The sequence below is a fragment of the Pantoea sp. 9140 genome (assembly GCF_000745295.1).
Lineage (GTDB): Bacteria > Pseudomonadota > Gammaproteobacteria > Enterobacterales > Enterobacteriaceae > Pantoea > Pantoea vagans.
In genome coordinates this window covers 1,334,246-1,360,377 of record NZ_JQNO01000001.1, presented here as the reverse complement: position 1 = coordinate 1,360,377, position 26,132 = coordinate 1,334,246, and the positions used below count along the sequence as shown (strand labels likewise).

Annotated in this window: 32 protein-coding genes and 1 pseudogene; 11 read left to right on the top strand and 22 right to left on the bottom strand. The window is 53.7% G+C overall.

Annotation, left to right across the window (positions count from 1 at the left end):
• Nucleotides 1–88: 88 nt before the first annotated feature.
• From FA92_RS06460 to FA92_RS06425, 8 genes are all read right to left on the bottom strand, one after another.
• Nucleotides 89–1,507, bottom strand: a complete 1,419-nt coding sequence (locus tag FA92_RS06460; RefSeq protein WP_033782774.1) for an L-fucose/L-arabinose isomerase family protein — start codon at nt 1,505–1,507, stop codon at nt 89–91.
• Nucleotides 1,508–1,527: 20 nt separating this feature from the next.
• Nucleotides 1,528–3,015, bottom strand: a complete 1,488-nt coding sequence (locus tag FA92_RS06455; protein WP_033782772.1) for an FGGY-family carbohydrate kinase — start codon at nt 3,013–3,015, stop codon at nt 1,528–1,530.
• A 2-nt stretch (nt 3,016–3,017) separates the two neighbouring features.
• Nucleotides 3,018–3,962 (bottom strand): transketolase C-terminal domain-containing protein, encoded by a 945-nt coding sequence (locus FA92_RS06450; protein ID WP_013357551.1) that lies wholly within the window; start codon nt 3,960–3,962, stop codon nt 3,018–3,020.
• Nucleotides 3,955–4,785, bottom strand: coding sequence for a transketolase (locus tag FA92_RS06445; RefSeq protein ID WP_033782770.1), 831 nt, complete (start codon nt 4,783–4,785; stop codon nt 3,955–3,957). Before FA92_RS06445 ends, FA92_RS06450 begins: the two co-directional genes overlap by 8 nt.
• Nucleotides 4,786–4,968: 183 nt before the next feature.
• A complete protein-coding gene (locus tag FA92_RS06440; protein WP_033782769.1) occupies nt 4,969–6,075 on the bottom strand; it encodes an ABC transporter permease in 1,107 nt (368 codons plus the stop codon).
• A gap of 2 nt (nt 6,076–6,077) precedes the next feature.
• Nucleotides 6,078–7,592 (bottom strand): sugar ABC transporter ATP-binding protein, encoded by a 1,515-nt coding sequence (locus FA92_RS06435; RefSeq protein WP_033782768.1) that lies wholly within the window; start codon nt 7,590–7,592, stop codon nt 6,078–6,080.
• Complete coding sequence (locus FA92_RS06430) at nt 7,592–8,191, bottom strand: DUF2291 family protein (protein ID WP_033782766.1); 600 nt, start codon at nt 8,189–8,191, stop codon at nt 7,592–7,594. The genes FA92_RS06435 and FA92_RS06430 overlap by 1 nt, the downstream gene beginning before the upstream one ends.
• A gap of 2 nt (nt 8,192–8,193) precedes the next feature.
• Nucleotides 8,194–9,135, bottom strand: a complete 942-nt coding sequence (locus tag FA92_RS06425; RefSeq protein ID WP_033782765.1) for a D-ribose ABC transporter substrate-binding protein — start codon at nt 9,133–9,135, stop codon at nt 8,194–8,196.
• A 183-nt stretch (nt 9,136–9,318) separates the two neighbouring features.
• Here FA92_RS06425 and FA92_RS06420 point away from each other — a divergent pair, with 183 nt between their 5' ends.
• The gene (locus FA92_RS06420; RefSeq protein ID WP_033782764.1) at nt 9,319–10,275 is read left to right on the top strand and encodes a sugar-binding transcriptional regulator; all 957 of its coding nucleotides are present in this window, start codon (nt 9,319–9,321) and stop codon (nt 10,273–10,275) included.
• A gap of 10 nt (nt 10,276–10,285) precedes the next feature.
• On the opposite strand, the gene emtA is transcribed toward FA92_RS06420, so the two are convergent.
• The gene (emtA, locus tag FA92_RS06415; RefSeq protein ID WP_081093833.1) at nt 10,286–10,915 is read right to left on the bottom strand and encodes a membrane-bound lytic murein transglycosylase EmtA; all 630 of its coding nucleotides are present in this window, start codon (nt 10,913–10,915) and stop codon (nt 10,286–10,288) included.
• Between the two features lie 166 nt (nt 10,916–11,081).
• Here emtA and ldcA point away from each other — a divergent pair, with 166 nt between their 5' ends.
• Together ldcA and FA92_RS06405 are read left to right on the top strand one after the other, a co-directional pair.
• Nucleotides 11,082–12,005, top strand: a complete 924-nt coding sequence (ldcA, locus tag FA92_RS06410; protein WP_197061487.1) for a muramoyltetrapeptide carboxypeptidase — start codon at nt 11,082–11,084, stop codon at nt 12,003–12,005.
• Between the two features lie 22 nt (nt 12,006–12,027).
• Nucleotides 12,028–12,690 carry an MBL fold metallo-hydrolase gene (locus FA92_RS06405; RefSeq protein ID WP_033782762.1) on the top strand — a complete coding sequence of 221 codons (663 nt, stop codon included), beginning with the start codon at nt 12,028–12,030 and terminating at the stop codon, nt 12,688–12,690.
• Here the strand turns inward: FA92_RS06405 and FA92_RS06400 are convergent, their stop codons facing one another.
• The 3 genes from FA92_RS06400 to FA92_RS06390 all read right to left on the bottom strand — a co-directional run bounded on the left by FA92_RS06400 (nt 12,691) and on the right by FA92_RS06390 (nt 13,868).
• Complete coding sequence (locus FA92_RS06400; protein WP_033782761.1) at nt 12,691–13,104, bottom strand: GNAT family N-acetyltransferase; 414 nt, start codon at nt 13,102–13,104, stop codon at nt 12,691–12,693. It abuts the gene before it with no gap.
• 14 nt (nt 13,105–13,118) lie between these two features.
• Complete coding sequence (locus FA92_RS06395; RefSeq protein ID WP_013357540.1) at nt 13,119–13,502, bottom strand: hypothetical protein; 384 nt, start codon at nt 13,500–13,502, stop codon at nt 13,119–13,121.
• 186 nt (nt 13,503–13,688) lie between these two features.
• Entirely contained in the window at nt 13,689–13,868 is a 180-nt protein-coding gene (locus FA92_RS06390) for a hypothetical protein (protein ID WP_013357539.1), read from the bottom strand.
• 214 nt (nt 13,869–14,082) lie between these two features.
• Here FA92_RS06390 and FA92_RS06385 point away from each other — a divergent pair, with 214 nt between their 5' ends.
• From FA92_RS06385 to FA92_RS06375, 3 genes are all read left to right on the top strand, one after another.
• Nucleotides 14,083–14,412, top strand: coding sequence for a hypothetical protein (locus tag FA92_RS06385; protein ID WP_033782759.1), 330 nt, complete (start codon nt 14,083–14,085; stop codon nt 14,410–14,412).
• A gap of 61 nt (nt 14,413–14,473) precedes the next feature.
• Nucleotides 14,474–15,031 (top strand): hypothetical protein, encoded by a 558-nt coding sequence (locus FA92_RS06380; RefSeq protein WP_013357537.1) that lies wholly within the window; start codon nt 14,474–14,476, stop codon nt 15,029–15,031.
• A gap of 23 nt (nt 15,032–15,054) precedes the next feature.
• Nucleotides 15,055–16,065 (top strand): phosphatase, encoded by a 1,011-nt coding sequence (locus tag FA92_RS06375; RefSeq protein WP_033782758.1) that lies wholly within the window; start codon nt 15,055–15,057, stop codon nt 16,063–16,065.
• A gap of 19 nt (nt 16,066–16,084) precedes the next feature.
• Here the strand turns inward: FA92_RS06375 and FA92_RS06370 are convergent, their stop codons facing one another.
• Nucleotides 16,085–16,297 carry a DUF2767 family protein gene (locus tag FA92_RS06370; RefSeq protein WP_013357535.1) on the bottom strand — a complete coding sequence of 71 codons (213 nt, stop codon included), beginning with the start codon at nt 16,295–16,297 and terminating at the stop codon, nt 16,085–16,087.
• 180 nt (nt 16,298–16,477) lie between these two features.
• Here FA92_RS06370 and FA92_RS06365 point away from each other — a divergent pair, with 180 nt between their 5' ends.
• The 4 genes from FA92_RS06365 to FA92_RS06350 all read left to right on the top strand — a co-directional run bounded on the left by FA92_RS06365 (nt 16,478) and on the right by FA92_RS06350 (nt 18,807).
• Nucleotides 16,478–16,726, top strand: a complete 249-nt coding sequence (locus tag FA92_RS06365) for a DUF883 family protein (protein WP_013357534.1) — start codon at nt 16,478–16,480, stop codon at nt 16,724–16,726.
• Nucleotides 16,727–16,889: 163 nt separating this feature from the next.
• Nucleotides 16,890–17,060 carry a hypothetical protein gene (locus tag FA92_RS23435; RefSeq protein ID WP_013357533.1) on the top strand — a complete coding sequence of 57 codons (171 nt, stop codon included), beginning with the start codon at nt 16,890–16,892 and terminating at the stop codon, nt 17,058–17,060.
• A gap of 356 nt (nt 17,061–17,416) precedes the next feature.
• A complete protein-coding gene (locus FA92_RS06355) occupies nt 17,417–18,478 on the top strand; it encodes a glycosyltransferase family 9 protein (protein WP_033782757.1) in 1,062 nt (353 codons plus the stop codon).
• Entirely contained in the window at nt 18,478–18,807 is a 330-nt protein-coding gene (locus tag FA92_RS06350; RefSeq protein WP_033782756.1) for a DUF1493 family protein, read from the top strand. Before FA92_RS06355 ends, FA92_RS06350 begins: the two co-directional genes overlap by 1 nt.
• Here FA92_RS06350 and FA92_RS06345 read toward each other — a convergent pair.
• From FA92_RS06345 to FA92_RS06315, 9 genes and pseudogenes are all read right to left on the bottom strand, one after another.
• Complete coding sequence (locus FA92_RS06345) at nt 18,801–19,811, bottom strand: glycosyltransferase family 9 protein (protein WP_033782755.1); 1,011 nt, start codon at nt 19,809–19,811, stop codon at nt 18,801–18,803. The two genes, FA92_RS06350 and FA92_RS06345, sit on opposite strands and share 7 nt — an antisense overlap.
• A gap of 297 nt (nt 19,812–20,108) precedes the next feature.
• Nucleotides 20,109–20,309 (bottom strand): hypothetical protein, encoded by a 201-nt coding sequence (locus FA92_RS06340; protein ID WP_013357528.1) that lies wholly within the window; start codon nt 20,307–20,309, stop codon nt 20,109–20,111.
• 163 nt (nt 20,310–20,472) lie between these two features.
• Entirely contained in the window at nt 20,473–20,670 is a 198-nt protein-coding gene (locus FA92_RS06335; RefSeq protein WP_013357527.1) for a hypothetical protein, read from the bottom strand.
• A gap of 341 nt (nt 20,671–21,011) precedes the next feature.
• Nucleotides 21,012–21,179 (bottom strand): annotated as a pseudogene (locus FA92_RS22505) (isocitrate/isopropylmalate family dehydrogenase); the annotation flags it as partial.
• A 206-nt stretch (nt 21,180–21,385) separates the two neighbouring features.
• A complete protein-coding gene (umuC, locus tag FA92_RS06330; protein ID WP_033782753.1) occupies nt 21,386–22,648 on the bottom strand; it encodes a translesion error-prone DNA polymerase V subunit UmuC in 1,263 nt (420 codons plus the stop codon).
• Nucleotides 22,648–22,887, bottom strand: a complete 240-nt coding sequence (locus FA92_RS06325) for a hypothetical protein (RefSeq protein ID WP_033782751.1) — start codon at nt 22,885–22,887, stop codon at nt 22,648–22,650. The genes umuC and FA92_RS06325 overlap by 1 nt, the downstream gene beginning before the upstream one ends.
• Nucleotides 22,888–23,072: 185 nt before the next feature.
• Nucleotides 23,073–23,237, bottom strand: a complete 165-nt coding sequence (locus tag FA92_RS23235; protein ID WP_156105674.1) for a hypothetical protein — start codon at nt 23,235–23,237, stop codon at nt 23,073–23,075.
• A 31-nt stretch (nt 23,238–23,268) separates the two neighbouring features.
• Nucleotides 23,269–23,871 carry a GNAT family N-acetyltransferase gene (locus FA92_RS06320; protein ID WP_033782750.1) on the bottom strand — a complete coding sequence of 201 codons (603 nt, stop codon included), beginning with the start codon at nt 23,869–23,871 and terminating at the stop codon, nt 23,269–23,271.
• On the bottom strand, nt 23,858–24,214 hold the full coding sequence (locus FA92_RS06315; RefSeq protein WP_033782749.1) for a DUF1778 domain-containing protein: 357 nt from the start codon (nt 24,212–24,214) through the stop codon (nt 23,858–23,860). The genes FA92_RS06320 and FA92_RS06315 overlap by 14 nt, the downstream gene beginning before the upstream one ends.
• A gap of 860 nt (nt 24,215–25,074) precedes the next feature.
• Here FA92_RS06315 and FA92_RS06305 point away from each other — a divergent pair.
• The gene (locus FA92_RS06305; RefSeq protein WP_239780514.1) at nt 25,075–26,040 is read left to right on the top strand and encodes a hypothetical protein; all 966 of its coding nucleotides are present in this window, start codon (nt 25,075–25,077) and stop codon (nt 26,038–26,040) included.
• Nucleotides 26,041–26,132 lie beyond the last annotated feature (92 nt).

Genomic DNA, 26,132 nt, shown 5'->3' with positions numbered 1-26,132 from the left:
CGGGCCATGAAGCAGATGTGGCCAGAACCGTGGTCACATCGGCTGCCCCGCATTGCCCTTATCGCGTTCTGCGATTCACTCTCATCGCTTACTGATGCCGGTAACAACTCACGCCGAGATACTCACTGAATGCTTCCTGCAGCACACCGGCCGTAGCAGAGTGGTTCATCGCCACGTGATGCTCAAAGCCATTGCGGCAGATCCACGCCAGCAGCGTCTCCAGCTGCGGCACCTGAATGACCGCGCGACAGCCGACCGTGTCCAGCAGATCGGTGACCGACATGCCTTCGCCCACATAGGCTTTAATTTCGCCGCTGAAGTCGTCGGTCGAGAGGCGGAAATAGGTGAGGTCGCCCTGCTTCATCCGGCCATGCACCGCACCGCAGGTGTTCTCTTTGCCCACGGTGGTGCCAATAATATCCGCCGTGCCCATGGTCGGTGACTCCAGGCTGGCGCTGGCAAAATTCCCGCAGTGAAACAGCACGCATTTGTCCCGCTCATCGCCAAAATTGTTGTTCCAGTCCGCCAGTGAAGCAGGACTCAGCGAACAGCTGGAGAGCGCATACATCGACAGCGCGCCCATCACGTCCACTTCACAGGCGCTGGGCATCAGCTGTCCCGACATCACGCTCATGATAGAGCAGACGTTGATGCCCAGGTTTTCCTGCAGCGACGTCCAGCACTGAATAGCAGTCGTGTCGATATCGTTGTCACTGATCCACTCGCTTATCACCACAAACAGTTTGGCCATAGTCACCAGTTTGTCGCCCGGAATGCCGCGCGCATCGGCGTTGGCTTCCAGGATCTCGCGCTTCTCTGCCACGCGGATATCGTCATCACGCAGCCGGTTTGTGCGGGTAAAAATCTCCGAGAGATCCAGGGTTTCTACCGCGATGCCCATCTTCTCCAGCAGCTTTTCGCTGTAGCGCACCGTGTTGAATCCGGCGGGCCGCGCACCAATCGCGCCAACGCGAACCCGCCGCATCGCATTCACTACCCGGCAGAGCTGGCTGAAGCGCTGTAAATCCTGCTGAAAAACCTCGCCGCTCAGGGCGCAGACGTGCTGGCGGGTCAGGGTAAACGGAATGCCATACTGTCGCAGGTTGTTGCAGAGCGAAATTTTGCCGCAGAAGCTGTCGCGTCGGGTCGCCAGCCCCATTTTATCCAGGTTGTCCTCTTCCGCCTGCACCAGCACCGGCACATTCAGCCCGGCAAGACGCAGCGCTTCGGCAATGGCCTTTTCATCTCCAAAGTTAGGCAGCAGCACCACAATGCCGTGAATCGCTTCGCGATGCTGACGAAACAGCGCAGCACAGGTTTTGGCCTCCTGCCGCGTCTCGACGCCGCCCAGATTGGTCTGGGTTTCATCCAGCATCACCGTATTGATGTTCATCTTTTCAAACAGCGCAACCGCCTGCTGGCGCGCCTCGCCCACCAGATAGCTGGGAAAAAATCCCCGGTTGCCAATGATGACACCGAAGGTTAACTGCTGAGGAAGTGTTGACATGGCTCTGCTCCGGTTAAGGATTAATGTGGCTGATAACGACAGCGTGCAACGGCGTCGATCCAGCCTTTATAGTTTTCCTGCATACGCTGCGCGTGCTCTTCACGCGGCATAATGACGCTGCCGCCCTGCAGCGCCTGCATATCACTGCCCTGCTGCCACCATCCCAGTACTTTGCCCGCCAGCAGCGCCGCGCCCAGCGCGGAAACTTCGGCGGTCGGCACCCGCTGCAGCGGCCGCTGTAACACATCCGCCTGTAACTGCATCAGCCAGCTGTTTTCAGTGGCGCTGCCATCCACACAGAGGGCCGGGAGCTGCTGGCCGCTGGCCTGTTCCATCGCAAAAAAGACGTCGGCGATTTGCCAGACGATCGACTCCAGCGCGACACGCGCCAGTACGTCGGGAGTGGCGGCGTCCGTCAGTCCGCATACCATGCCGCGCGCCTGCAGATCCCACCAGGGCGCGCCCAGGCCGGAGAGCGCCGGGACAAAATAGATGCCCTGATTGTCGTCGCAGCGCTGCGCCATGGCGGTCAGCACACGCGGATCCTGCACGCCGAGCAGTTTGCCCAGCCAGGCGGCACCAGAACCGGTGTGGGTGATGTTGCCTTCAAACGCATAACGCAGCGTGCCGTCGTGCCAGGCCACGGTGGTGCTGAGGCCATTTTCCGTCAGTAGCGGCGTCGCCATCGACATCATCAGTGAGGAGCCGGTGCCGTAGGTGGCTTTCACCACTTCTGACTCGCCGCGCCGCTGTGCCTGCAGCGCAGCATGGGAGTCACCGATGCGCGCCAGAATGGGCGTGCCGGGCGCTAAGCCGGGAATGTCACGCACCGCGACCACGCCCTGTTCGCTGGCGGAGGAGGTAATACGTGGCAGCGCGGCGCGCGGTAGCTGAAACAGCGACAGCAGCTCGTCGTCCCAGTCATTAAGATGCAGACTATAAAGTTGAGTGCGGGCGGCGTTGGCGTGATCGGTAACGAATACCTCACCTGCGCTGAGCTGCCAGCTGAGCCAGCTGTCGACGGTGCCGATGCAAAGCTCACCGGCTGCGGCCCGCGCCGCGCCGTCGGGAATCGCGGCCAGCATCCCGGTCAGCTTGGCGGCCGGAAACATCGGATCAACGGCCAGCCCGGTTAAGCCGGTAATACGTGGCGCTTTGCCCGCCTGGTGCAGATCGCGACAGAATACCTCTGAGCGTCGATCCTGCCAGCTCACCAGTGGCGTCAGCGGCTGACCATCACGCCGCTGCCAGATCAGCACCGACTCGCGCTGATTGCTGATCGCCACGGCCGCAACAGGCGCGCCATCACAGGCTGACAGACACTGGATGATTGCCTGCTTTACCGCCTGCCAGATTGCCATAGGGTCCTGCTCCGCCAGTCCGGGCTGCGGATGTTGCAGGGTTAAACTCTGGCTGCCGCGCGCCACGACGCGGCCACTGCGATCAACCGCAATCGCCTTGGCGTTGGTGGTGCCTTCGTCGATCGCCAGAATCAGGGGTCCCACCATGTTTATGCTCCTGCGCAGATGCGTGCTGCACTGTTGACTACGCTGCTGGCATCAATGCCATGACGGGCACGGGTCGAGGCGCGATCGCCGGCAATCGCATATTCGCCATCCGGAATGCCGAGCCGTAACAGCGGGATGCCGCAGCCGCCTTCCGCCAGTACTTCGGCCACCAGGCTGCCGACACCACCATTGACGTTGTGCTCTTCTACGGTAATCACCGCTGGGTAGTGATTTAACAGGTTGCGCAGCTGTTGGGTATCACAGGGACGAATCGATGGAACCGCGATCACACCGGCTGAAATGCCCTGTTCAGCCAGTTGCTCAGCGGCGTGAACCACCTCGTGAACCGTTGAGCCCATCGCCACCAGCGCGATGTCGCTGCCTTCCCGCAACAGGTCGATCGCACCCGGACTGAACCGGTAGCTTTCGTCGTGCAGCTGCGGCAGATCTTTGCCGTCCAGACGGATATAGACCGGGCCAACATGCTCAAGGGCGTAGTCGATGATCTGGCGGCACTCCAGCGGGCAGGAAGGCGCATAGATCTCGATATTGCCGAAACCGCGCATCACCGCGATATCATCAATGCTGTGGTGGGTGCTGGCTAATGGGCCATAGCTGGCCCCGGCATTCAGCCCGAACAGTTTGACGTTGGTATTGTTGTAACAGACGTCCACTTTCACCTGCTCATTGGCGCGTGATACCAGAAACGGCGCGGCGTTACAGGTCACCGCAACTTTGCCGCCCAGCGCCAGCCCGGCCGCTGTGCCCACCAGCGTCTGCTCGGCGATGCCGACATTGATCAGCCGGTCGGGAAACGCTTTGATAAAGGGGGCGATTTTGGCGGTTGAGGTGGAGTCAGCCACCACCGGCACAAGATCCACGCCGCGATTCACCGCGTCGATAAAGGCCGTTACCATGACGCTTGCTAAATGTTGTGCATTACTCATCTTTCAGTTCCTCCAGTGCCAGCGCGATCTCTTCGCCTTTCGGCACCCGGTGATGCCATTCGGCTTTGCTCTGAATAAAGGAGATACCAAATCCCTTTTCGGTATGTGCCACGATCACCTGCGGCTTGCCGTTCTTCGGCAGATTTTCAATAGTGTCGACGACCGCCGCCATCTCATTGCCGTTGCATTCGGTGACCTCCAGCCCGAAGGCGCGCCATTTTTCCGGCAGCGGATCGGTGTTCATGATGTCGCGGGTCGAGCCCGCCAGTTGCAGCTTGTTCTTGTCATTAATGATGATCAGGTTGTCGAGGCCGTAATGCGCTGCGACCAGTGCTGCCTCCCAGTTGCTGCCTTCGGCCAGTTCCCCGTCGCCGGTCACCACAAAGATGCGGCGCGAGCTGTTATCTTTTTTCGCTGCGATAGCGATGCCCACCGCCACCGGCAGTCCGTGTCCCAGTGCGCCGGTATTCAGCTCAACGCCAGGCGTTTTCTGCCGCACCGGATGGCCGGGCAGATGTGAGTCGGCATGCTGATAAGTTGCCAGCCAGTCGGTCGGAAAGTAGCCCGCTTCCGCCAGCACGCAGTAATAACCGCCCACCGCGTGTCCTTTAGACTGGATGTAGATGTCACGCTGATCGTCGTCAGTGCGATCCGGGGCGCAGTTCAGAATGCGGAAGTAAAGCGCGGTGAGGATCTCCACCTGCGACAGATCGGCACCGGTATGACCACCTGCCGGGCTGCCCGCATTCAGCTGGATAATGCGACGACGGATAGCACGCGCCCGACGCTCAAGGTCTTCGACCGGAAGATTGAAAGGATTCATACACTACCTCTGAATTTTAAATCGGTTATGAATATATATTCACGTCGGTTAAAAAAATTTCTGCCAGAAAAGGCGTGCCTTACACTGGCACTCCCCTTTGTCTGCCACTCTGCCCGTTAATCCGGGCAGGCCATCCCCGTGAGCAGAAACATGCAGCAGTCCCGCCTGCCTGGCTCAGCGCGTTCAGGATTTTGCCGGTGAGCCCTCCTCAATTAATGCTTTCTGTGCCACCACCGCCGCCTTCTGCTGCATCCGGCTTTGAGTCTGGTCGATAATGACCGCAATGATGATGACAATGCCCTTAATGACCATCTGCCAGAATTCGCTGACACCCATCATGATCAGGCCATCCGCCAGAAAGCCGATGACAAACGCCCCGATCAGTGTGCCAACAATGGTGCCGCGTCCGCCCGCCAGCGAGGTGCCGCCCAGCACCACGGCGGCAATCGCGTTCATCTCAAACGCGGTGCCGTTCGCCGGATGGCTGGCGACCAGCTGCGATGAGACCACGATGCCGGCAATGGCTGCACAGAAGCCCGACAGGGTGTAGACCAGAATTTTCACCTGCCGGGTTTTCACCCCCGACAGTTCAGCGGCACGCTCGTTGTCGCCGATGGCATAGACCTGACGGCCAAACGGCAGACGACGGGCGATATAGGCGATGACCAGCGCCAGCAGCACCATCATCCAGATGGCATACGGCAGCCCGAGAAACGTCCCCGCACCAATCCTGTCGAAACCGGTATTGCCCAGTAGCGGATTACCCTGCAAACCGGGAAAGGTCTCGCCGCCAGAGGTAAGCATTGCCGCCCCGCGCAGGATGTACATGGTGCCGAGGGTGCAGATAAAGGGGGCCACATTGTAGCGGGTAATGATCCAGCCGTTGCCCGCGCCAATCAGCGCGCCGACCAACAGCACCACCGGCACAATGACCCAGACGCTGGGAAAGATAGCGATGCCAAACATCGGCAGCACAATCCCTTTAGTGATCAGCCAGCCGGCGATCATGCCGCATAGCCCTAAGGTGGCCCCAATCGACAGGTCAATGCCTGCGGTGATAATGACAAAGGTGATGCCCAGCGCCAGAAAGGCGTTGATGGCGATATGTTTCACCATGATCACCAGGCTGCCGGTGGCGAGAAAGTCCGGCACGGTGATGGCGAAGAAGCCGACAATCAGAATCAGCGCAATAAAGGTGCGCAGTTTCAGAAGCAGCAGCAGAATGCTTTCGCGTGAACTGAACGCTTTAGCCGAAAGTGTGTTCAGCGCGACGCTGTTATTGCTTTTCATGCTCAGAACCCCTGCGCACTTGCTTTCACCAGCGCTGCCTCTTCCGCCTGGTCGCGGGGAAGATCAGCCGTAAGTTTGCCGCCCGACATCACCAGGATGCGATCGGCTACCGCCATAATTTCTTTCAGGTCTGAGGTGGAGAACAGCACGGCGATGCCCTGCTGCGAAAGCGTCACCATGGTGCGAAACACCTCGGCTTTGGCCCCGACGTCAATACCGCGGCTCGGCTCATCCAGCAGCAGCAGACGTGGATTGGTCAGCAGCGCACGGCCAATCACCACTTTCTGCTGATTGCCACCGCTGAGTGCACTGATGGCGACGTCCGGCGACGAGATTTTAATCGCCAGGTTGCCCACCGTCTGGTTCACCGCCTGCTGCTCCGCCTGATGCGCAATGGCAAAACGGTGCGACAGCCGCCGCCACAGGCTGGCGATGGTGAGATTACTGGCGACCGACGAGACCGGGAAAATCCCGGCGCGTTTGCGATCCTCCGGCACCAGGCTCATGCCCATACGGATGCGATCGGCGGTCGGCAGACGGGTTGGCAGCGGTTTACTGTCGAGCCACAGCCTGCCGAGATAGTGGCGCTGGCTGCCGAGCAGACACTCAAACAGTTCGGTGCGACCCGCGCCCATCAGTCCGTAGATCCCGACAATTTCGCCGGCCCGCACCTGAAAACTGACGTCATCCACCAGCGTATTGCCGTTGGGGCTGACGCAGGTAATGTGCTGCGCCTCCAGCACCGGCGCGCCAAATTCACGCCGATCCGGCAAAAAGGTCGTGACCGGCTCACTGCCCAGCATCTCGCGCACGATCCACGGCACATCAATGGTGCTGACCGGGGCTTCCGCCTGGAAACGTCCGTCACGCAGAATGGTAATCACATCACCAATCGCCATCAGCTCCTCCAGCCGGTGGGAGATATAGATGAGGGTCACGCCCTGCTGCGTCAGGTCGCGGATCACCCGGAACAGAATCTCCACTTCGGTTTTGCTCAGCGCGGAGGTCGGCTCGTCGAGGATCAGAATGTCTGCATCTTCTGCCAGCGCTTTGGCGATCTCCACCAGCTGCTGCTGACCCACTTTGAGATTGCCGACCCGCTCAGTGGGCGAGATCGGCTGATCGAGCCGCGCCATCAGTGCGGCGGTGCGGCGTGCCTGCTCCGCCTCATTGATGGGTGACAGGCCGCGCTGGATCTCCCGGCCCAGAAAGAGGTTCTCCGCCACCGTGAGGTTTTCAAACAGGTTCAGCTCCTGGTGCACCATGCCGATACCGTGTCGGGCGGCGTCGCGGGTGCTGCTCAGCGTCAGAGGCTCGCCATTCAGGAACAGCGAACCGGCGGTGGGCTGCTGCACCCCGGCCAGAATCTTCATCAGGGTTGATTTCCCCGCCCCGTTTTCACCGATGATGACGTTAACTTTGCCGCGCCAGACCCGGTAGTCGACGCGATCCAGCGCCAGCGTGCCGGGAAACAGCATCGATATCTGTTCGGCCCGCAGAATGATCTCATCGTTCATCAGGGCGTCCCCCGCTTCAGCTCCACCGCCACCACCTCTTCAACGCTGTTGTGACCGATGCTCACCGCCAGCAGCGCCTGCACCGGCTGGTTGACCCAGCTGGCATCCAGCGGCGGCAGCTGCTTCACCGCATGACGATTAAGCGCCCGCGTCAGCTGGGCGTACTGCACCTGATTTGTAAACTCCTCGAAACGGAATCCGGCGGCGTCGCGAATAGCGTTGCTGCGCAGCACCGGCCCGACGCTGACTGCCACCGGTTTGCCGTTGATCGTCAGCGTCAGCGTGCGTTCACGCGGATTACTCTCATCCAGGGCGCTGGCCGTCCCGCTGGCCCGTACGAAGACGCTTTCACGCCCGCCGGGTTTAACCGTCTGACTTTTCGCCTCCATGTCGGCCCAGCTCAGCGCGTGGCTGTTCGCGGTGGTCATGACCCGCGGCTGCCAGGTCTCCTCCGCAATCTGCTGCGGCGTCTGGGTGGTATAACTGGGCTTCGCGTGCGGATCTTTCGGCAGAATCGGGTTACCGTCCGCATCCAGATCCACCACGGTGCAGGCGCTGAGCAGCGCCATACCGGTCAATACCGCCAGTATCCGTTTCATGGTTATTTCGCCAGGTTGAAGTTTTTCAGCTTAGCGGCGTTGCTGTCGTCAATCAGCACACAGTCCATCAGTTGCTTCTCCTGTTTCTGCGCTTTGCCGTTCTTCAGGTAGTAGTCCGCCTGCATGACCGCCATCTGCGCCTGATCCCAGCCCGGCTGGAGTACCGTCGCTTTGATGTTGCCTTTGTTGAGGATCGAATCGCGGGTGTAGTCGCTGCCGTCAAAGCCCACCACGATCACCGAGGTTTTTCCGGCGGCTTTCAGCGCGGCTTCCGCGCCCAGCGCCATAGTGTCGTTACCGGAGATCACACCAACGATGTTGGGGTGCTTCTGCAGCAGGGTTTCCATGCGGCTGAAGGCTTCAGTCTGGCTCCAGTTCGCGCTCTGCTGCGCCACCATTTTCAGGTCGGTGTAGTCATCCAGCACGTCGTGATAGCCCTGCGACCGCACGCCCGCGTTGGTGTCAGACTCCTTGCCCAGCAGTTCAACGTACTCGCCTTTGCCGCCCAGCAACTTTGCAAATTTCTCTGCACCCAGCTGCGCACCCTGATAGTTATTGGAGACGATCTGCGCCACGGCGATACCGGTTTTGTTGATCTCACGGTCAATCAGAAAGGTCGGGATACCGGCATCTTTGGCTTTCTGCACCGGCCCGACGGTGGCGTCCGCGCCGGCGTTATCCAGAATGATCGCTTTCGCTTTGCGCGCAATCGCGGTCTCAATCAGCTGGTTTTGCTTGTTAACGTCATCGTCGTGCGACGCCACCAGCGTGGCGTAACCCAGCTCTTTGGCTTTGGCTAACGCGCCTTCTGCCTCGGCTTTGAAAAACGGGTTGTCATGGGATGGGGTAATAATCGCCAGCAGGCCTTGCTCTGCCGCCAGCGCCGTTGCAGAAAAAGCGAACATCGAAGCCAGCAGGGTCAGTTTAATCAGAGGACGAGTCATTATTTTTCTCCGCTTGAATATATATTCATACGCGATTTTATATGCATAATGACTATGCGCCTGCGCTGACGCGCCGTCCAATGCGCGATCGTTAAAAAGCGAAAACGATCACAAATTAGCCTGCGTTGTGATTTTGATCATCCTGGTTAACAATACCGGGCAGATTCAGAGAGGGAAAAACCGATGGCAAAACAGGATGAACAGCGACTGATGGTGAAGATTGCCACGCTTTACTATGTCGAAGGGCTGAAGCAGTCAGAGATCGCGCAGTCGCTGACCCTATCGCAGTCGTTTGTCTCACGCATTCTTAATCGCAGCGTGAAAGAGGGTGTGGTCAAGATCAGTGTGGTGCCACCGGCCAACGTCTATCCGGAACTGGAAAAGGCGATTGAGCAGACCTACAACCTGCCGCAGGCGATTGTGGTGGATGTGCCGGATCAGGCGTCGTCACTGCAGATTAAGCAGGCGATTGGATCGGCGGCCGCTCACTATCTGGAGACCCGGCTGCGCAACGATGAGCTGATTGGTATTTCGTCGTGGAGCGGCACTATCCGGGCGATGGTGGATGCGCTGCATCCGCTTAACAGCGCCTGTAAGGGCGTGATCCAGCTGCTGGGCGGCGTCGGAGCAAACGGCAACGTGCAGGCCACCATTCTGACCCAGAATCTGGCGGCGCTGCTGAACTGCCCCGCCTGGCTGCTGCCGTCGCAGTCGATTGAGCATTCGGTCAGCGATCGCCAGCGGCTGTCGGCCAATGCCGAGGTTGCCGAGGTGCTGAGTAAATTTGAGCAGGTCGATCTGGCGATTGTCGGCATCGGCGATCTGGAGCCGTCGGCGCTGCTGCGCAATTCTGGCAACTACTACGATGGCAAAATGCTGCAGACGCTGGCGGCACGCGGTGCGGTCGGTGATATCTGCCTGCACTATTTTGACGCCTGCGGCCAGCCAGTGTTGAAAGCGGAAGAAGATCCGGTGATCGGAATGGAGCTGGCGCAGGTGAAAAAGTGTAAACAGGTCGTCGGGCTGGCAGGTGGACGCGAGAAAGCGCAGGCGATTCGGGGTGCGCTGCTGGGTGGCTACATCAAGGTACTGATCATCGACTATCCCACGGCGCGGCTGCTGCTCACGCCGCAGGCGTAGTCAAAACAGGTCAGATGGTGCGGTAAGCGGTGGTGACTTTCCAGAGGTAGCGCGGTGCCTGCGCCGCCGGATGCCTGTTCTGCACATGCTGATAGAACTCATCCGGTGACATGGCATTGATCATCGCAATAGCCCGATCGCGATCGCGGGAAAATGTTCGCAGCAGCGCACCGGCACCATTGGCATAAGAGACGATGGTGGCGTAGCGCAGGGTCAGCGGATCGCGGATGCCCGACAGCGCAGAGTCCTGCAGGATGCGGATATAGGCGGTGCCGATATCAATATTTTTGGCCGGATCGCGCAACTCAGCATTCGACGGCTGACCCCGGCGGCCCAGCGTGCGATAGACTTCGCGCCCCGCGGTCGACGCTTTAATCTGCATCAGCCCTACCGCATTGGAACGGCTCACTACGCCCGGATTTCCACCCGATTCGACACTGATAATGGCGCTGATCAACTTCTCATCAACGCCATAATGACTGGCGGCATCTTCGGTAAACATGGCCCAGGTTCCATTGACGCTGGAAGGCGGTGCCTGCGTTAACGGCGTGTTGCGCTGCTTAACGGCATGGTGCGGTGGCTCGCTGGCACAGCCAGTCAGGAGTAAAGCCGAGAGTATAAGGTGTCGGATTTTCAGCAATTTTTCGTCTCATCGCGGTTGTGGCGAATGCTATCATACCCAGGCAGCCTGAGAGCAAAATTACCGTTTATCCTAAATACACGATTATGCGGCGTGCACCGTGACTTCAGCGGGGCTTTTCGCCATCATCGCCGTCAGTCATGAGCGCTAACAGCAGGAAAGTATGATGATTTCACGTTCAGTTCGTCTTATCTCCCCCTCCGGTTACTGTCATAATCAGCCTGCGGCGCTGCAGGGCATTGCACGACTGCGCGCGGCGGGCCATCAGGTGGAGAACGAGCAGGTGATCACCCGCCGTTTTCAGCGCTTCGCCGGCACCGACGCGGAACGCCTTGCGGATATCAACCAGCTTGCCAGCCTCACTACGCTGCCCGACGTGGTGCTGGCGGTGCGCGGCGGTTACGGAGCCAGCCGGTTACTGGAATCCATCGACTATGTTGGCCTGCAACGCCGCCTGCTGAATCAGCCGCTGGCGCTGTGCGGCCACAGCGACTTCACCGCGATTCAGCTGGCGCTGCTGGCACAGGTTGGCCTGATTACCTTCAGTGCACCGATGCTGGCCGGTAACTTCGGTGCCGCGACCTTATCTGAATTTACCCTGCACCACTTCTGGCAGGCACTGACATCACCTACAGTAGAGGTGAAATGGCAGAGCGAAACCCCAGACCAGGGCGACTGGCAGGGTACGCTGTGGGGCGGAAACCTGGCGATGATCTGCTCGCTGATCGGCACGCCGTGGATGCCGCAGATTGAGAACGGCATTCTGGTGATAGAAGATGTGAATGAGCATCCGTTCCGCATTGAACGCATGCTGATTCAGCTGGAGCAGAGCGGCATTCTGGCGCGACAGCGGGCAATCGTCACCGGCAGCTTCACCAGCACGGCCCTGTCGGACTATGACAATGGGTTTGATTTCAGTACCGTCTGGCAGCGCGTGCGTGATACTACCGGTCTGCCAGTGATCTGTGGATTAGATTTTGGTCATGCCGCTGATACCGTCACACTGCCGCTGGGTGCCAGCGCACGATTAGCGGTCAGCCAGGGCAACGCCCATTTGCAGGCGACCGGGCATTCCGTCCTGCGGGATTAGAGAGCGTTTCAGGAGATCGACATTGAAGCCGTTGTATGACGATTTGTGGATCTCAACCCCGGAATTCCCGGTGGAAGATGCCGTTAATGACCTGATGATGCATGGCTTTATGCTGCGTCACCCGCGCGGTAATCTGCTGATTGGCCGCGTAGAAAATCCGCTCGATCATGAAGTGATTGCCGATACCGGCGGCGTGATCCGTCACTATCTGACCCACTGGCACGAGTCCGCGCCTGGTGCGGCGGTGATCCAGCAGCGTTTCAGCAGCGCGCTTTACTGCCACAGCCGCTCATTAGGCCCCATCAGCCGTTTTGCGGAGCCTGATGACACCTTTTCGCAGCCGGAGACGCACTTCGGCGATTTCCATCTGCTGCCGACGCCCGGGCACACGCCGGGCAGTTGCAGCTTTCTCTATACCTCGCCGCTGGGGCTGACCTATCTGTTTGTCGGCGATACCGTGACCCGTTCTCATGACAACTGGATCACGGTACTGGTGCCGGACAGTAATCCAGCTGAGCTGAGTCAGACGCTGGAATTTTACCGCTCGCTGCGCCCCGACGTGGTGCTGATGAGCACCACGCGCGGGCATCTTTCCTGGAAAAAAGTGACGCTGCAAAGCTGGCTGGCTGCCATTGATGAAGCTGAACAACATCCCCTGGATCTGCGTGAAAATCCGCTGTTCTGATCACAGTTCTTTGGTCAGATAGTGCCGCTGATAATCATCTATGTAGTTCGCCAGCGTAAGCCGCAGGGTGTAGCCAAATTTTTCATAAAACGGCCGCGCCTGAAAACTGGCGGTATCCACCTGTGCATAGCGGCAGCCGCGATTCCGCGCCTCCCGCTCGGCAGCCTGTATCAGCTTACTCCCTGCCCCCTGCCCGCGAAGCGCCTCACTCACCCAGAGCATATCAATCCGCAGCCAGTTACCGGTGGTTGAGCCGGTCAGCCCGGCCAGCTTTTTGCCCTGCTCATCACGGATAAACACCCCAATTGACCTGATCGTATTCACATCAATAAATTTGCTGTTGAAGGCATTGAGGCCCAGCCTGACCTCATCCAGATCCTGCGCGGTAACGTTGTCGGTAATCTCAGGTTGCATAGTGGCTCCCGGGGTTAACTGTCGGAACGCTGACGATCGTCGTAGCGCTCCAGGGTCAGCGCATCGACATCGCGTTTTTCGCTGCGGCTGCAGGGCAGCAGTTTATCGCTGTCGCGGTAAACAAAGAAGGTTGCCTGGCTGCGCTGGTTCACAATCAGCTGATCGCCATTGCGAAAGCGGGTAATCGCCACCTGATCGCCCGCTTCTAAGCGGGTTCGCTGCTGACCGGCGGCAATCTGGAAGTGATTATCCGGCCACATCAGGGTGGTTAAACCATATTCGGCACGCGAAACCGTCATGGTCGGCCGGCCGGGACAGTTAAGCTGAAATTCGGTTTCACTCCAGGCGGGTGCAATGTGACAGGCCAGCAGGCCCAGGGCAATTAACGTTGCCTTCATGCTGTGTCTCCACTGATTTTATTGAGAATTTTCTTAGCTTAACATATAAAAACCAGAGGAGAGCCGTGAGGCGAGCGTGACTGAGACCATTAAAAGGTGGAATCGGTGTGCGAAAAAACCTGAAAGTTGAGAAAAGATAAAGTAATCCGGCCAGCCTGACAGCGTGCCTGCCTGGCCGGATAGTGACTATTCGGCTGCCACCTCGGCGGCCACTAACATCAGCGCCAGCCCGGCATTTTCGCTATCATAAGCCTGCATGGCTGCACGAATATTCGCTGAGCAGGCGAGCACCTGTTGCTTCTTATCGGCTTCCAGCTCGTCAATCGCGTGGCGAATAATCATTAGACTTGCTTCTTCTTCTTTCATCATTTATCCCTGGATTTGCCTAAGTGGTGCGCAAAGGAGCCAAGAATAACGTTTATTGATAAGCAAAGTCACCCCTTTACATTCCTGTTGCTTAACGATTAAACAAATCACAAACAGGAAGCGTAGCGGAAACTGCTATAATTAAGTGATTGGTGGTGCAACAGGATAGACTCTGCGCCACAACACTCCCAGGGATTGAAGCAGGTAGAAAATCATGATGCGACTCAGCATTTTAATCCTCATCGCGATGGTGACTGGATGTTCATCTGGCCCGAAAGGGGTGGAATGTCCGGGTGAGGTCTCGACAATTTATGGTCAGTCGATGGGACAGACTCAGGGTGTGATTTTTGATCTGGTTAACAGCTTCACCGTGACACGGGACAATGTCAGCGTAAACAGTGGCCCGCTACAGTCGCTGGATCGATTCAGATATGTCCCCTCCGCCGTAACGCGTGACGGCTACTATGCGCAGCGCCTGTCAGATAAGCAGTTCCGCCTGATTAATCCTTACCAGGACACCCAAATCACCTGGACCTGTCCATAAGGGATGAATCCTACTGCCAGATGGTTTATTGTCAGGAAACGTCAAGCAGCAGGGCTCCCCGATGGAAAAGCGTCTGGATAACAACGGTTATATCGACTTCCCCTTCCCCGCGACGCGCAATGCGGATGGCTCTGTTAATCCCTGTGGCTTTGATCTGACGCTGGAAACCGGTCGCCTTGAAGAGATTGTCGTGCTGAATCGCTCAGCGAATCTGCGGCGACTGGTCGAGGAGGTTAACCTGCAGGAGGGGTTGTTTATGACTCTGGCCTGTGACTGGCAGCAGCAGGAAAAGGCGGTCTGTGGTTTTATCGATGTGGCTTTTCGTCCTGACCTGCCGCAGCACGACTTTGAGGAAGCCCTGCAGCTGGAAGCGAGTTTTCATCGTTACCTGACCGGACAGGAGCAGCAACATCAGCTGCCCGCCGGGACACTGGTTAACTATGCCCGTTCAGTGCTCGACTGGAGCTGGTCGCCGCTGCGTCAGCGTCAGCGCGATTACGAAAAAATTACCATCCAGTTCTATTGTCCGCAGGCTGATGACGCCGAATGGTGCTTTGACCATCTGCGTCATTTCCTGGTGAGCGTCTACCCGACCTGCATCGCCACCCGTTCACTCTGATCCCCCCTGCCCCCGGAGTCGCTATGCGTTCTGCTGCGCTGTCTGTTTTTACGCTTTTCTGCTCGCTGTTTTTTGTCGCATCGGCCCAGGCCGATCGCTGCCAGCAAATCCGCGCCGGTCTGGATATCGGTTCCGGTACTACCAAAATTGCGGTGGCGCGCGTCAATGTCTGCCAGCAGCGCATTGAAAAAGTGCTGTATCAGGATCAGCGCGCCGTGGCCTGGAACGACGCATTAGCCCATTCAGCGGATAACCAGCTGAGTCCGTCAGTGACTCATGAAGGTGCCGCCGCACTGCAGCAGCTGGTGGCGCACGCACAGCGCTTTCATCCGCAGCGAATCAGCGGCGTGGCGACGGCGGTATTTCGCAACGCCAGCAACGGTCAGGCCGTCATTGAACAGTTGCAGCGCCAGAGCGGTGCGCAAATCAGCATTATTTCGCAGCAGCAGGAGGCGACGCTTGGCTTTCTCTCTGCCAGAGCCGCGCTTAACGATCCAATGGTCCGGGATGAGCAGTTACTGGTCTGGGATATTGGCGGCGGGTCAATGCAGATGACTGCATGGCGGCAGCAGGCGGGCAAGCCGGTAGCCGATATCTATCAGGGCAGACTGGCTTCGGTGACGCTGAAAAACTTTATTCTGACGGTGCTCAAGAACAGCCCGAAGGCGGGATCCCCCAATCCTATTGGTTCCTGGCGGCAGTCGGTGCTGCGCTTTGTGCAGTTTTACGCGACTAACGAAGTCAGCCCGCAGATCAAACAGGATGTGGCCGGTCGTCGGGTAATTGGCATCGGAGGCGTACACGGTTTTTCGATTCGCAATCAGTTACCGGGCAAACCCGACCGCTATACGCTGGCGGCCCTGAGCCAGCTCTCGCAGCAGCAGGTCTGGAAAGGCGACAGTGAACTGTCTGGCGACTATCGCGCCACGGACGTGAGTAATCTGTTACTGGTGGAAGGATATATGCAGGCGCTGAAAATCAATGAGGTGGAGATTGTTGAAACCAGCCTGATTCAGGGCGTGCTGCTGCAGTAGCGCAACGCTTCCACATTCGCTAAACGTCGGGCTTAACCAGCCGGATAGCGTGATCCAGCATTCGCTGCTCATCCCGTTCACTGTGGGCGCGCTGCTGCCGGGTTCGTTTAAGCAGGTCATAGATTTCGCCACGCCGGGTATCATGACCGCGCTCCATCAGCACAATGACTGCATCGCCAATAACGCGGCAGACTTCATCATAGTCATCATCATTCAGTGCATCACGTTTCATCGTTTCTCCTCCGGCTGTGACTCTCTTCTCAAAAGGCTAGACAGGAAATGGCTGGCCCGCAAACGCAGCGCTATTAACAGCCAGAAATGATTTTTTAACGCCTTATCGGGCGCTAGCGGAGCAGAACTCTCTATCTTTGCTACGCTTTGAGAGTCTTACTCAAAACCAAGGAGCATTTAAATGTCAGGAAAAATCGAAGATAAAGTAAAAGAAGCCGCTGGCGCAGTTCAGGAACAATGGGGTGCTGCAACCGGTTCATCCGAGCATCAGGCTAAGGGCGCAGCGCGTCGTTACACCAACCAGGCAAGCTATGCTGCACGTGATGCTGCTGAGACCATTCGCGATCAGGTTCAGTCTAATCCTGCTGCCGGTCTGGCCATTGCTGCAGGCGTTGGCGTGTTTATCGGCTTCCTGCTGGGTCGCAAGTAATACCGCCATACGTCCACAGAACGGGAGCCACTGGCTTCCGTTTTTTTTGGCTTTAGCTGACCGCATGCTGAGAAACATCTGAATGATAAGCCTTTACAGGCCAGCGCACGGTGAGTCTTCAGTCTTAATTACATTCTCTTTCTGACAACATCAAGGTGACCTCATGAAAACGATTCCTGCTTTGCTGCTGGTGGCAGCGACCTTAACCTCTCTGGCGGGCTGCTCGCATAAGAGCGACGCCATTAAAGAAGATGGCCGTCCCCATGCGCCAAGTGGCCAGTCTTCTCCGGGCGGCACCCTGGGATCAGGCCCGGTGGGTCAGCCTCAGTCGTAATACCCTGCCCCGGCACGCATGCCGGGGTTTGTTTTTTTTATATTCAATAGCTCCCGTAAAATAAATTTGCTAATAGTTAACCTGCTAGTAATTAAGGGCGGGATTAAAAAATCCTGAAATATTATTCTTATTATAAGAATCATCCCAACTCTTTTCGAAAATTGCCTACCTCTTTTACACAATTCTGTATATATACCCTGAATAAACAACACTAAAATTGTGGAAAAAGTTTAAACAAATATTCTACGACCAATAAAAAAGATTTCCCCCTGCTGAACTTTAGACGTAAGAATATTCTCTAATAATGCACAACACCTTTTGTTTAATATTATTGATACGTTCAAGAGAATTCAGACGTGAAGAAAAAAAAGATTTATCTGATAGACCGACTTTTAACGCTTTATTCTCGATTTTCAGGCAGAACAAAACCGCAGGCCCTGCAGGCGCTAACACCCGGCACGGTAGTGATTTATTCCACTACGGCACTGGGCGATTTTCTGATGAATACACCGGCTATCTGGAGCCTGAAGAATCGCTTTCCCACCAGCAAATTTATTCTGGTTTCCAGTAAGAAAAATAAGGACCTGGTCAGCCGTTATAACTGGTTCGATAAGATCTATATCTGGGATAACAAAGTGGCTAATTTCCTGCCGCTATTTTTCAAACTGCGTCGCCAGAAACCGGATTTGTCAGTGATATTACACGCCCATTTTCCCTACGATATTATGAGCTCAGTACTGACCGGCAGTAAGGCGATTGTGCGCGATCATTACGGCAGCGAATCCCCGGTGCTGAATAAATATCTTGATCACTATTCAGGCTATTTCGACGATCACACCATCAAGCGCAAGCTGAAGCTGATCGAAGCGCTGGGCGCAGAGACAGAACAGACCCGGATGCATCTGCCCGAGGTAAGTAGCCGCCCTGCTGCAACGGCCAGCCATCGCCGTATCGGTTTTCAGTTAGGGGCATCTAAAGATATTCGCCGCTGGCCGCTGGCTTCATTCAGCCAGCTGGCGACCGCGTTGCTCGAACGCTGGCCTGACGCTGAAATTATTGTCACCGGTACAGCTGCTGAGCAGTCTCTTGAGAAACAATTTATCGAAAGCCTGCCGCCGCACTGCCGTAAGCGTGTGACGCCAATGGCAGGCAAAACGAATCTCAGCGGCCTGATTACCCTGATCCGCACGCTGGACCTGCTGGTCACCGGCGATACCGGCCCACTGCACATCGCGGTGGCGGCACAGACGCCAACGGTCAGCCTGTTCTCTACCGCCAATCCACGCTATACCGGCCCCTGCCAGGACAGCGATCGCCATATTGTTATTCATCGCCCGGATAAAACGGCATCACAGCATCCGATGGCGTCGATTAAGGCCGAAGAAGTCGAGCAGGCTGTGGCCAAACTGGTGGGGTAATGAACGATCTCTCTCACGCTATTATTGCGCTGATTGAATACCACAATCAGCCAACCGCCCTGGGCCGGTTCCGGAAAGTGGATCGGGCGGGTTTTCATCTGCAGCAGCTGCCGCTGAATGAGGTGGAGTTCGCGATTCTGATGAATGATTTTTTTGCCACGTTCAACGTCTGCTCTGAGCATTATGATGATGCCCGCTATTTTCCGGCAGCGCACCCGCGGCATATGACACCGATGAAGTGGTTTACATCTGGCGGATATTCTCCCGTAACGATCGCGATGCTGTGTGAAGCGGCCAGCCGTGGACGCTGGCCTGAAGCAGATTACTGAATAATCGTTTGGACGAAGGCGTCATAAACCTCGCGGCTGCTCAGCGCGTTGACCTCACGTGACGCCGGTTGCAGCAACTGATAGTTAACCTGCCACGGATGCCAGCACGCCGGATCGCTGTCACCAAACAGCGCCACCACCGGTAAGCCCAGTGCGGCACCGATGTGCATTGCCCCGCCATCACTACTCACCAGCCCCTGACATAACGACATAGCCGCAATCAGCTGCGGCAGGCTGGTAGTCGCCACCGCCTTTATCGGCAGGTGCGGGCAGAGCGCCATGATTTCACGCGCTTTTTCATCATCCCCCGGATGACGCGGATTATCGCGGCTGCCAGGTGACCAGAGCAGCATGATCTGGCAGGGATGATGCGCCGAAATTTTCTCAGCCAGCCCGGCAAATCGGGCGGCGTCCCACTGCTGGCTCGGCTTGCGGGCGCTGATCTGGAGTGCATAGACCGGAAGAGTGGGATCAATCGCGCAGCTGTCTCGCAGGCTGGCCGCTATAGCCGCATCCGGCCGCAGCGTCAGTTTACCTGGCACGGTGGCGCTGAGACGCAAATCCCGTCCCAGGCTAAACAGGGTTTCGCTGATATGACAGGGTGACTGGCCGGGCGGCGGCAGTAAATCGCTGATCAGCGGATGCGGCTGCTGCCCCAGCGCGATCACTCTGGCGGGACGCACGATTTTAACCCACTTCAGGCCATGCTGATCCCAGCGGCTTTTGGCCAGAATCACTATGTCGTAACGCTGCTTTTTCAGATTCAGCATCAGCTTCAGTCGCTGTAACACACAGGCTAGTCGTCCCTGCCCTGCCTCACGGTGATGCAACTTAGTGTAATAGAAGAGCTGCCGGATATCGGGATTATGCTGCAACACGGGCGCAGCGTAGTTGTTGGTCAGTACATCGACCTGATACTGGCCCGACTGCGCCAGCGCACTGATGAGTGGCGTGGTCAGCAAGGTATCGCCAATATTATCCCGACAAATAATTAAAACCCGCATGTCTGACATCCTCTGCGCACTGGCTACGCCGTTCTGGCTGAATAAAAGTGAGACTCGCACAATTAACGTCTCTGAAGCGTTAACGTAACGGCATAAGTCAGCAAATTAGTCAGCGCAGATCGAGGTTGGTTCAATGATCGCCATGTTGTTGAAAGGCGATGGGCGCTTTTCAGGCAAGCGTTATGCCGGGCTCATTAGCCGGGTGAATGATTAAGAAAAACTTGCGCGGGGCGTCAGCGTGAGGAAGAGATAAAAGGCCACCTACGGCGGCCAGTGTCATCACTGCATTCAGCGGTATCAGCAGTGGACGTTATTTGACAGCAGGTTGATAGCCAGTCTCATAACAGGTTCAGGCTCAATACCGGTAAACATTTGATGAATTTTTTCAGTAATGGCTTCGCGGGTTACCAGCTTATCCTCAGCCACAATTTCCATAACAGCCTGACCAAATAGTAGTCGGCATGCCGCAATCGCATCACTTAAAGCTTCATCGTCCATAATATTCTCCCTGTGTATTCGCAGAAGCGTACACCTCTGTGACAACGGGATCCTGTTCAACTCTTTTTTTTGCGGCACGCGTTACAAAAATGAATCAGCTGTCACGTGCTGATAGCCAGGCCCGACATATTAAATGCCGGGCGCTTATCAGACAGGCATAAGATTAACTTAGCGTTTCATTTAACAGATCAAGAGCGACATTGTAAATCAGCGCAGGCTGCGCATCAGGTAACATCACCTTTATTTTTGCTTCCAGAGCGCGGTTAGTGACCGGCTGATTATCTGCTAATAATTCCAGCACAGCCTGCCCAAACATCAGGCGACAGATATAAATCGCGTCTTTTGTATAATTAGCGTCCATAAATCCTCCTTATGAGTGAGGTATTACAGTAACGATATTCAGTCACAAACAGATGCCAGTTTTGCGTTCACAGTTTCTTTTGTAGTGGCATCAGATAATGCAATTTGCAGAAATATTAAAATATTCAGTCGCAGGTAAGCATTTATCAGGATGTTGATAATGAAAAGTCATTCATTCATACGTTGAAGGGGATACTGAATACCTGTTAATTGCCTTAGTAAGAGCATCAATGCTGAATACGTTATGACTGAGGAGAGGATGCGAAGAGAAGGGAAAAGCGTGAAAGAGCAGGCATAAAAAAGCCCACATCGCGTTTAACGCGATGTGGGCTTAAGCAGACATTACATATTTTCGATGATCGCGTCACCAAACTCTGAGCATTTCAGCAGTTTAGCGCCATCCATCAGGCGTTCGAAATCGTAAGTCACGGTCTTGTTAGCGATAGCGCCTTCAACACCTTTAACAATCAGGTCAGCCGCTTCGAACCACTCCAGATGACGCAGCATTATTCTTGCAAAACAATGTTATCCGACTGATTTTTTTGAATAAAAAGCAAGAAAATATTGCTTTTCATGTACTTTACCAACGGAAATAAACGCTATGAAATCTAATAGGTTGCATTGAGTTTTGGGGAAGACTTTTATCGCAACTCTGTATGAATTTCATTCATTACAATCTCAGATTGGCAGTGGTAACAGGTTAATAACAGCTACGCTCATTTTGCGACCGGCAGGTCTGCAAAACGGGTCGTGTAAGCTGGTGAAAGCATTTCTCGCTTCATGGCCCATGACCTTTCAATCCCCTGCCCGGCAAAAAATAAATTGGCCTTCCCGCTCTGATTTAGCCCATCTATTACTCGCATCAGAGCTTCGCTATTGGGCTGTGGCCGGTACTCATCAAATAGATTGAGCTGAGACACACCTTGGCTGAAAAAGTCGCCTAACATCACACCGGCTTTCATATAACGGTGTCCGTCTACCCATATGTCATCAAGTGCGTCCATAGCAACACGGATGATATCGCGGGTATCGTTAGAAGGTGTAAGCAGCTTTCGCGAGGCCTGATTGCCATAAAAGATCTCTCCCTCTGCGTGCGGACTGGTTCTGACAAATACTGCTATCTGCTTACAGAACTGCCTTTCTTTTCTCAGCTTTTCGGCTGCCCGCTCTGCGAAAGAGCAAACAGCCTGACGCATGTAAATGTATTCAGTGATGCGTGAACTGAATGAACGCGAGCACACTATCTGCTGTTTTACTGGTGCAAATTCTTCGAGCTCCAGGCATGGCTCACCGCGCAACTCTCTTACTGTGCGCTCCAGCACCACGTTAAAATGCTTACGGATGATGTAAGTGCTTTGCTCCGACAGATCTTTCGCGGTAATGACGCCCATGGCATTCAGTTTCTTGCTGATGCGGCGGCCAACACCCCAGACATCCTCAACGGGCACCAGTGCCATCAGCTTCTTTTGACGTTCAGTGTTCGACAGGTCTAGTACGCCGCCTGTCTTTGACCACTTTTTTGCAGCGTGATTTGCCAACTTCGCCAGGGTCTTGGTTGGCGCAATGCCAACCCCTACAATGAGATGCGTTTCTTGCTTGATACGCGCCCTAACCCGGCGTCCGAATTCTTCCAGTGGTTCAATACGGCTCATGCCTTCGAGATTTATAAACGCTTCGTCGATTGAATAAATTTCCACAGCTGGGGCCATACCCTCAAGCGTGGTCATTACCCTGTTTGACATGTCTGCATAGAGCGAATAGTTCGAGCTGAAGATGTGAACGCCATGCTTTCTAAATTCGTCTTTAAGCTTGAAGTAAGGCGCGCCCATCGGCACCTGCAACTTTTTAGCTTCTGCGGAACGCGCAATGACACATCCATCGTTATTCGATAAGACGACCACCGGTTTACCGCGCAAGTCAGGACGAAAGACCGTTTCGCAGCTTGCATAGAATGAGTTCACATCAACCAATGCGAACATCACATACCGCCGTTTGGATTGAACACCTGAAACACTCGCTCATCACCGTCTGTAGGTGAGATATCACGGAATGTAGTCGTATGTGTCTCTATCCACTTATTCGCAGAGTTGAGAGTGTAATGCCAGTTCATCTGGCCTAGCTCTTTTACAAAGTCGAGTGTACTGATGGTGAATCGGCCTTCAGCATCGCGCTTAATCGCTTGCCTGAAAGCCATCATGATTTCGTAGTCGCGCGGCATAATGAATCTCCCCTACAATAAATACTGTACATATAAACAGTAATATCTAACAAGGAGTTTAATCAAGCAGAGTTAGTCCGCAAAATTGTAAAGGTATTGTATCTAAGAACATTTTTTGTTTGACGAATAAAATTCAGGTTCTTATTCGCAATCTCATAAGAATGAGAACACATATTTGCGATAGGTCACAAAAGTCGCGCAGCTTCAGCAGGAGACGCTTTTAATGCTCGCATAACTGACATTTGTGTGATGTAACCGACAGGATTTGAGCCTTTTAACAAGTACCGACTATTCATAACAAAAATGCCACCAATAGTGGTGGCATTTTCGTAGGTAACTTCAAACAGCATGACTGCTGCTGTACACGGATAGAGAAGAATGTTATCCGAGGTTAACATCGCCAGCGTTACTGGCTTCGGCATCAGCAAGTTTTTTCATGACCTGCTCCAGATCTTGCATGGAGAGATACATAAGGGTTGATGATTCCCCGTTTTCCGATTTGGATGTTTCGATTACTGAAAAACGATGCCGCTTATAAAAATCTACGGCAGAGTCTTTCGCGTCCAAAATCACACCCTTCAAATCATTGGCCACCTTCGCGACCTTGTAGGCATGCTCGAGCGCAGCAAACAGCATTTCCGAGCCCCAGCCGTTTTTTTGATACTCATTCGTAACGGCTAACATTGATAATTTCATCACGGGGACTACGGGCGGAACCTGATAAAGAAAGGTTCCAGCAGGAATATTTTCACGCCCAAAAAGATCAAGGTGCAGACTTACAAATCCAACCACCTTACGACCATTAAGTGGGTCAAGTAATAGAAACTGCTTGCGATTATCACGTTCGCCGTTCCTCTTCAATGATTCCCGCGCATAGCGATTTAATGTTTCATCGCCACAATCGAAATTCTTAAGACCTTGATAGGTCTCACCTTTTTTATAATCACTCAGAATGAACTGAGCATCTTCTTTACTCTCTGACATATTTCCTTTTCCTCATGACAAGCTCCGTTAAGTCATCATCAATGTCTTTAGCCGGTGCAGTCATGAGTTCGTTTAGTCGCTTCCAGGCAGTTTCAGAAAGCATGCGCAGTCGCTGTTTTTCAAGCGTCTGTTCAGCTAACTCATTTGCTGCCATCGCAATGAATGAACTCATGTCAACCCCAAGAAAAGATGATGCGGAGCGGACTTTCTCTTTAAATTCTGAAGTTACTCTCAACTCCAGACGCGTATTCTTTATATCTGCCGTTGTGGGAATAACCCCAACGTCAGCTGCGGTGGTTACACCGAAATCAGTAGAACCACCACGCAATTGGGTGTTTCTCATAGTTTTAATCCTTCGTAATAAATGAATTTTGTATTTTCTACCCCCTTATGTTTTGTCTTCGCAATCTGCATCTTCCTGAAAGCAAAAGGTTTATATATTGAAGAAATGAATGTTTTGTTTTGGTTTCCATAGGTTTTTCCATTAATAGTGAGTTCATGTTCGTATGTTCGTATGTTCGTATGTTCGTATGTTCGTATGTTCGTATGTTCGTATGTTCGTATGTTCGTATGTTCGTATGTTCGTATGTTCGTATGTTCGTATGTCATAGTACGTACAATGTACGGGTGAGATGTTATCTCCTTTTATCTAGTGCGTCAAGTCCGCCCGGACATTGTCCGTACTTAAAGAATCCCTGCTAATGTATTGAAATATAGTATTTTTATCCATTATTTCGCCAATTGTGATGTGAAAATTTGCTCATCTGCATAGTGATTTACCTCACTTCAACAGACGAGACGTGACTTTACCTAAGGCTCGGATCGGTTGAATACCATCTTAAAATGCTTAGTAATGGTAGAAAGCGGACACTGAAAAACTTTCGAGGTTAGGACGGGGACATGTATGCCCCGTCGTCGGGTTTTTTTTATGCCTGCCACAGCACTGATATCGCAATATAGCTAGCTAGGTCTGGTCGGCTCTCAGATAGCTCAACAATCATTCTGGCGATTTCCTCCGGCGTCAATTGCTGCCCGGTGGTCATCTACTGATATACAGCTTCCACGATCACATGAATAAGGAAATAAGCAATTGAATTAAAAGAAAATTAAAATACTTTCGCTTTATTTAGCCAGCATTATGGTACGCGTTTTTTCAGCAACCCTTATCAAAAGCTTTAATAGCAATTTAAAAAGGGAGTTTTATTGACTAAACTTAATGACATCATACTCTCTGGAGAATTTTTCAAAATGAATCAATTACAAGAAATCATAAATATTCTTAGTTCAGGAAATGAAGGTCTAACAAATGCTTTAATAAAAACAAAGGTTTTTTTATATTCTACAGGCAATAAAGATTTGGTGGAATGGGTAAATAATGAAATAAATGGATATAGCGATAAAAAATCGGTCCCAGAATATAGAATTGTACCATCAAGAATTTTAGTTAATGCAAACAATGGAGCCAGAAGCTACACGTCTTTAGCTGTTCCTTTACATCATTTATCTCAAACGGAATATGAAGATACTCTAATAGCACGAGTAAAAATGTCTATAAGTCAGATTGAACAAATGACCTTTAATGCTGGTGACAGCGGAAGATTCGAGCAACCTATACCAACAGATCTGGCTTATGCTTTTTATGGAAAATCAATCGACCCTAGTTACGAAATTACGAAATGCTTCAAAGAGATTCAAGTTCATAGCTTTTATGGAATATTAACTCAAGTTCGCTCAAGGCTTCTTGATTTCTTACTCGAATATTCAGATAAAGCAAGTGAAATTATTGGAGAAGAGAACGAAGATGAAAAGCTTAAAAAAGTCGACGCCGCACCATTATTTACCTATGCAATTTACGGAGACAATAACGTAATAAATCATGGAAATTCAAATATAATTAATTCGACTAAAAATATCACTGAAAACGATTTTGAATCTTTGAAAAAATTCTTACAGTCACAAGGTATTGAAAAAGAAGACATTGATACGTTAAAAATTGCTATAGCCGATGACGGTCCTATAGCATCTAAAAATGATTCATATGGAAGCGCGGTAAGTGGATGGTTTTCTGAAATGATAAGTAAAGCGGCCGATTCGAGTTGGGGCGTAGGTGTAGCAGTAGCTAGCTCAACCTTGACTTCCGCATTTAAAAAATACTATGGCTTGGAATAGCGTGGATATAGTTTTTTTGTAGTTTATTAAGCATGCGAAACGCTACTTTGTGAATTTAGCAAACTAAAAGGGTAATCATTTTGGGAGGTGAG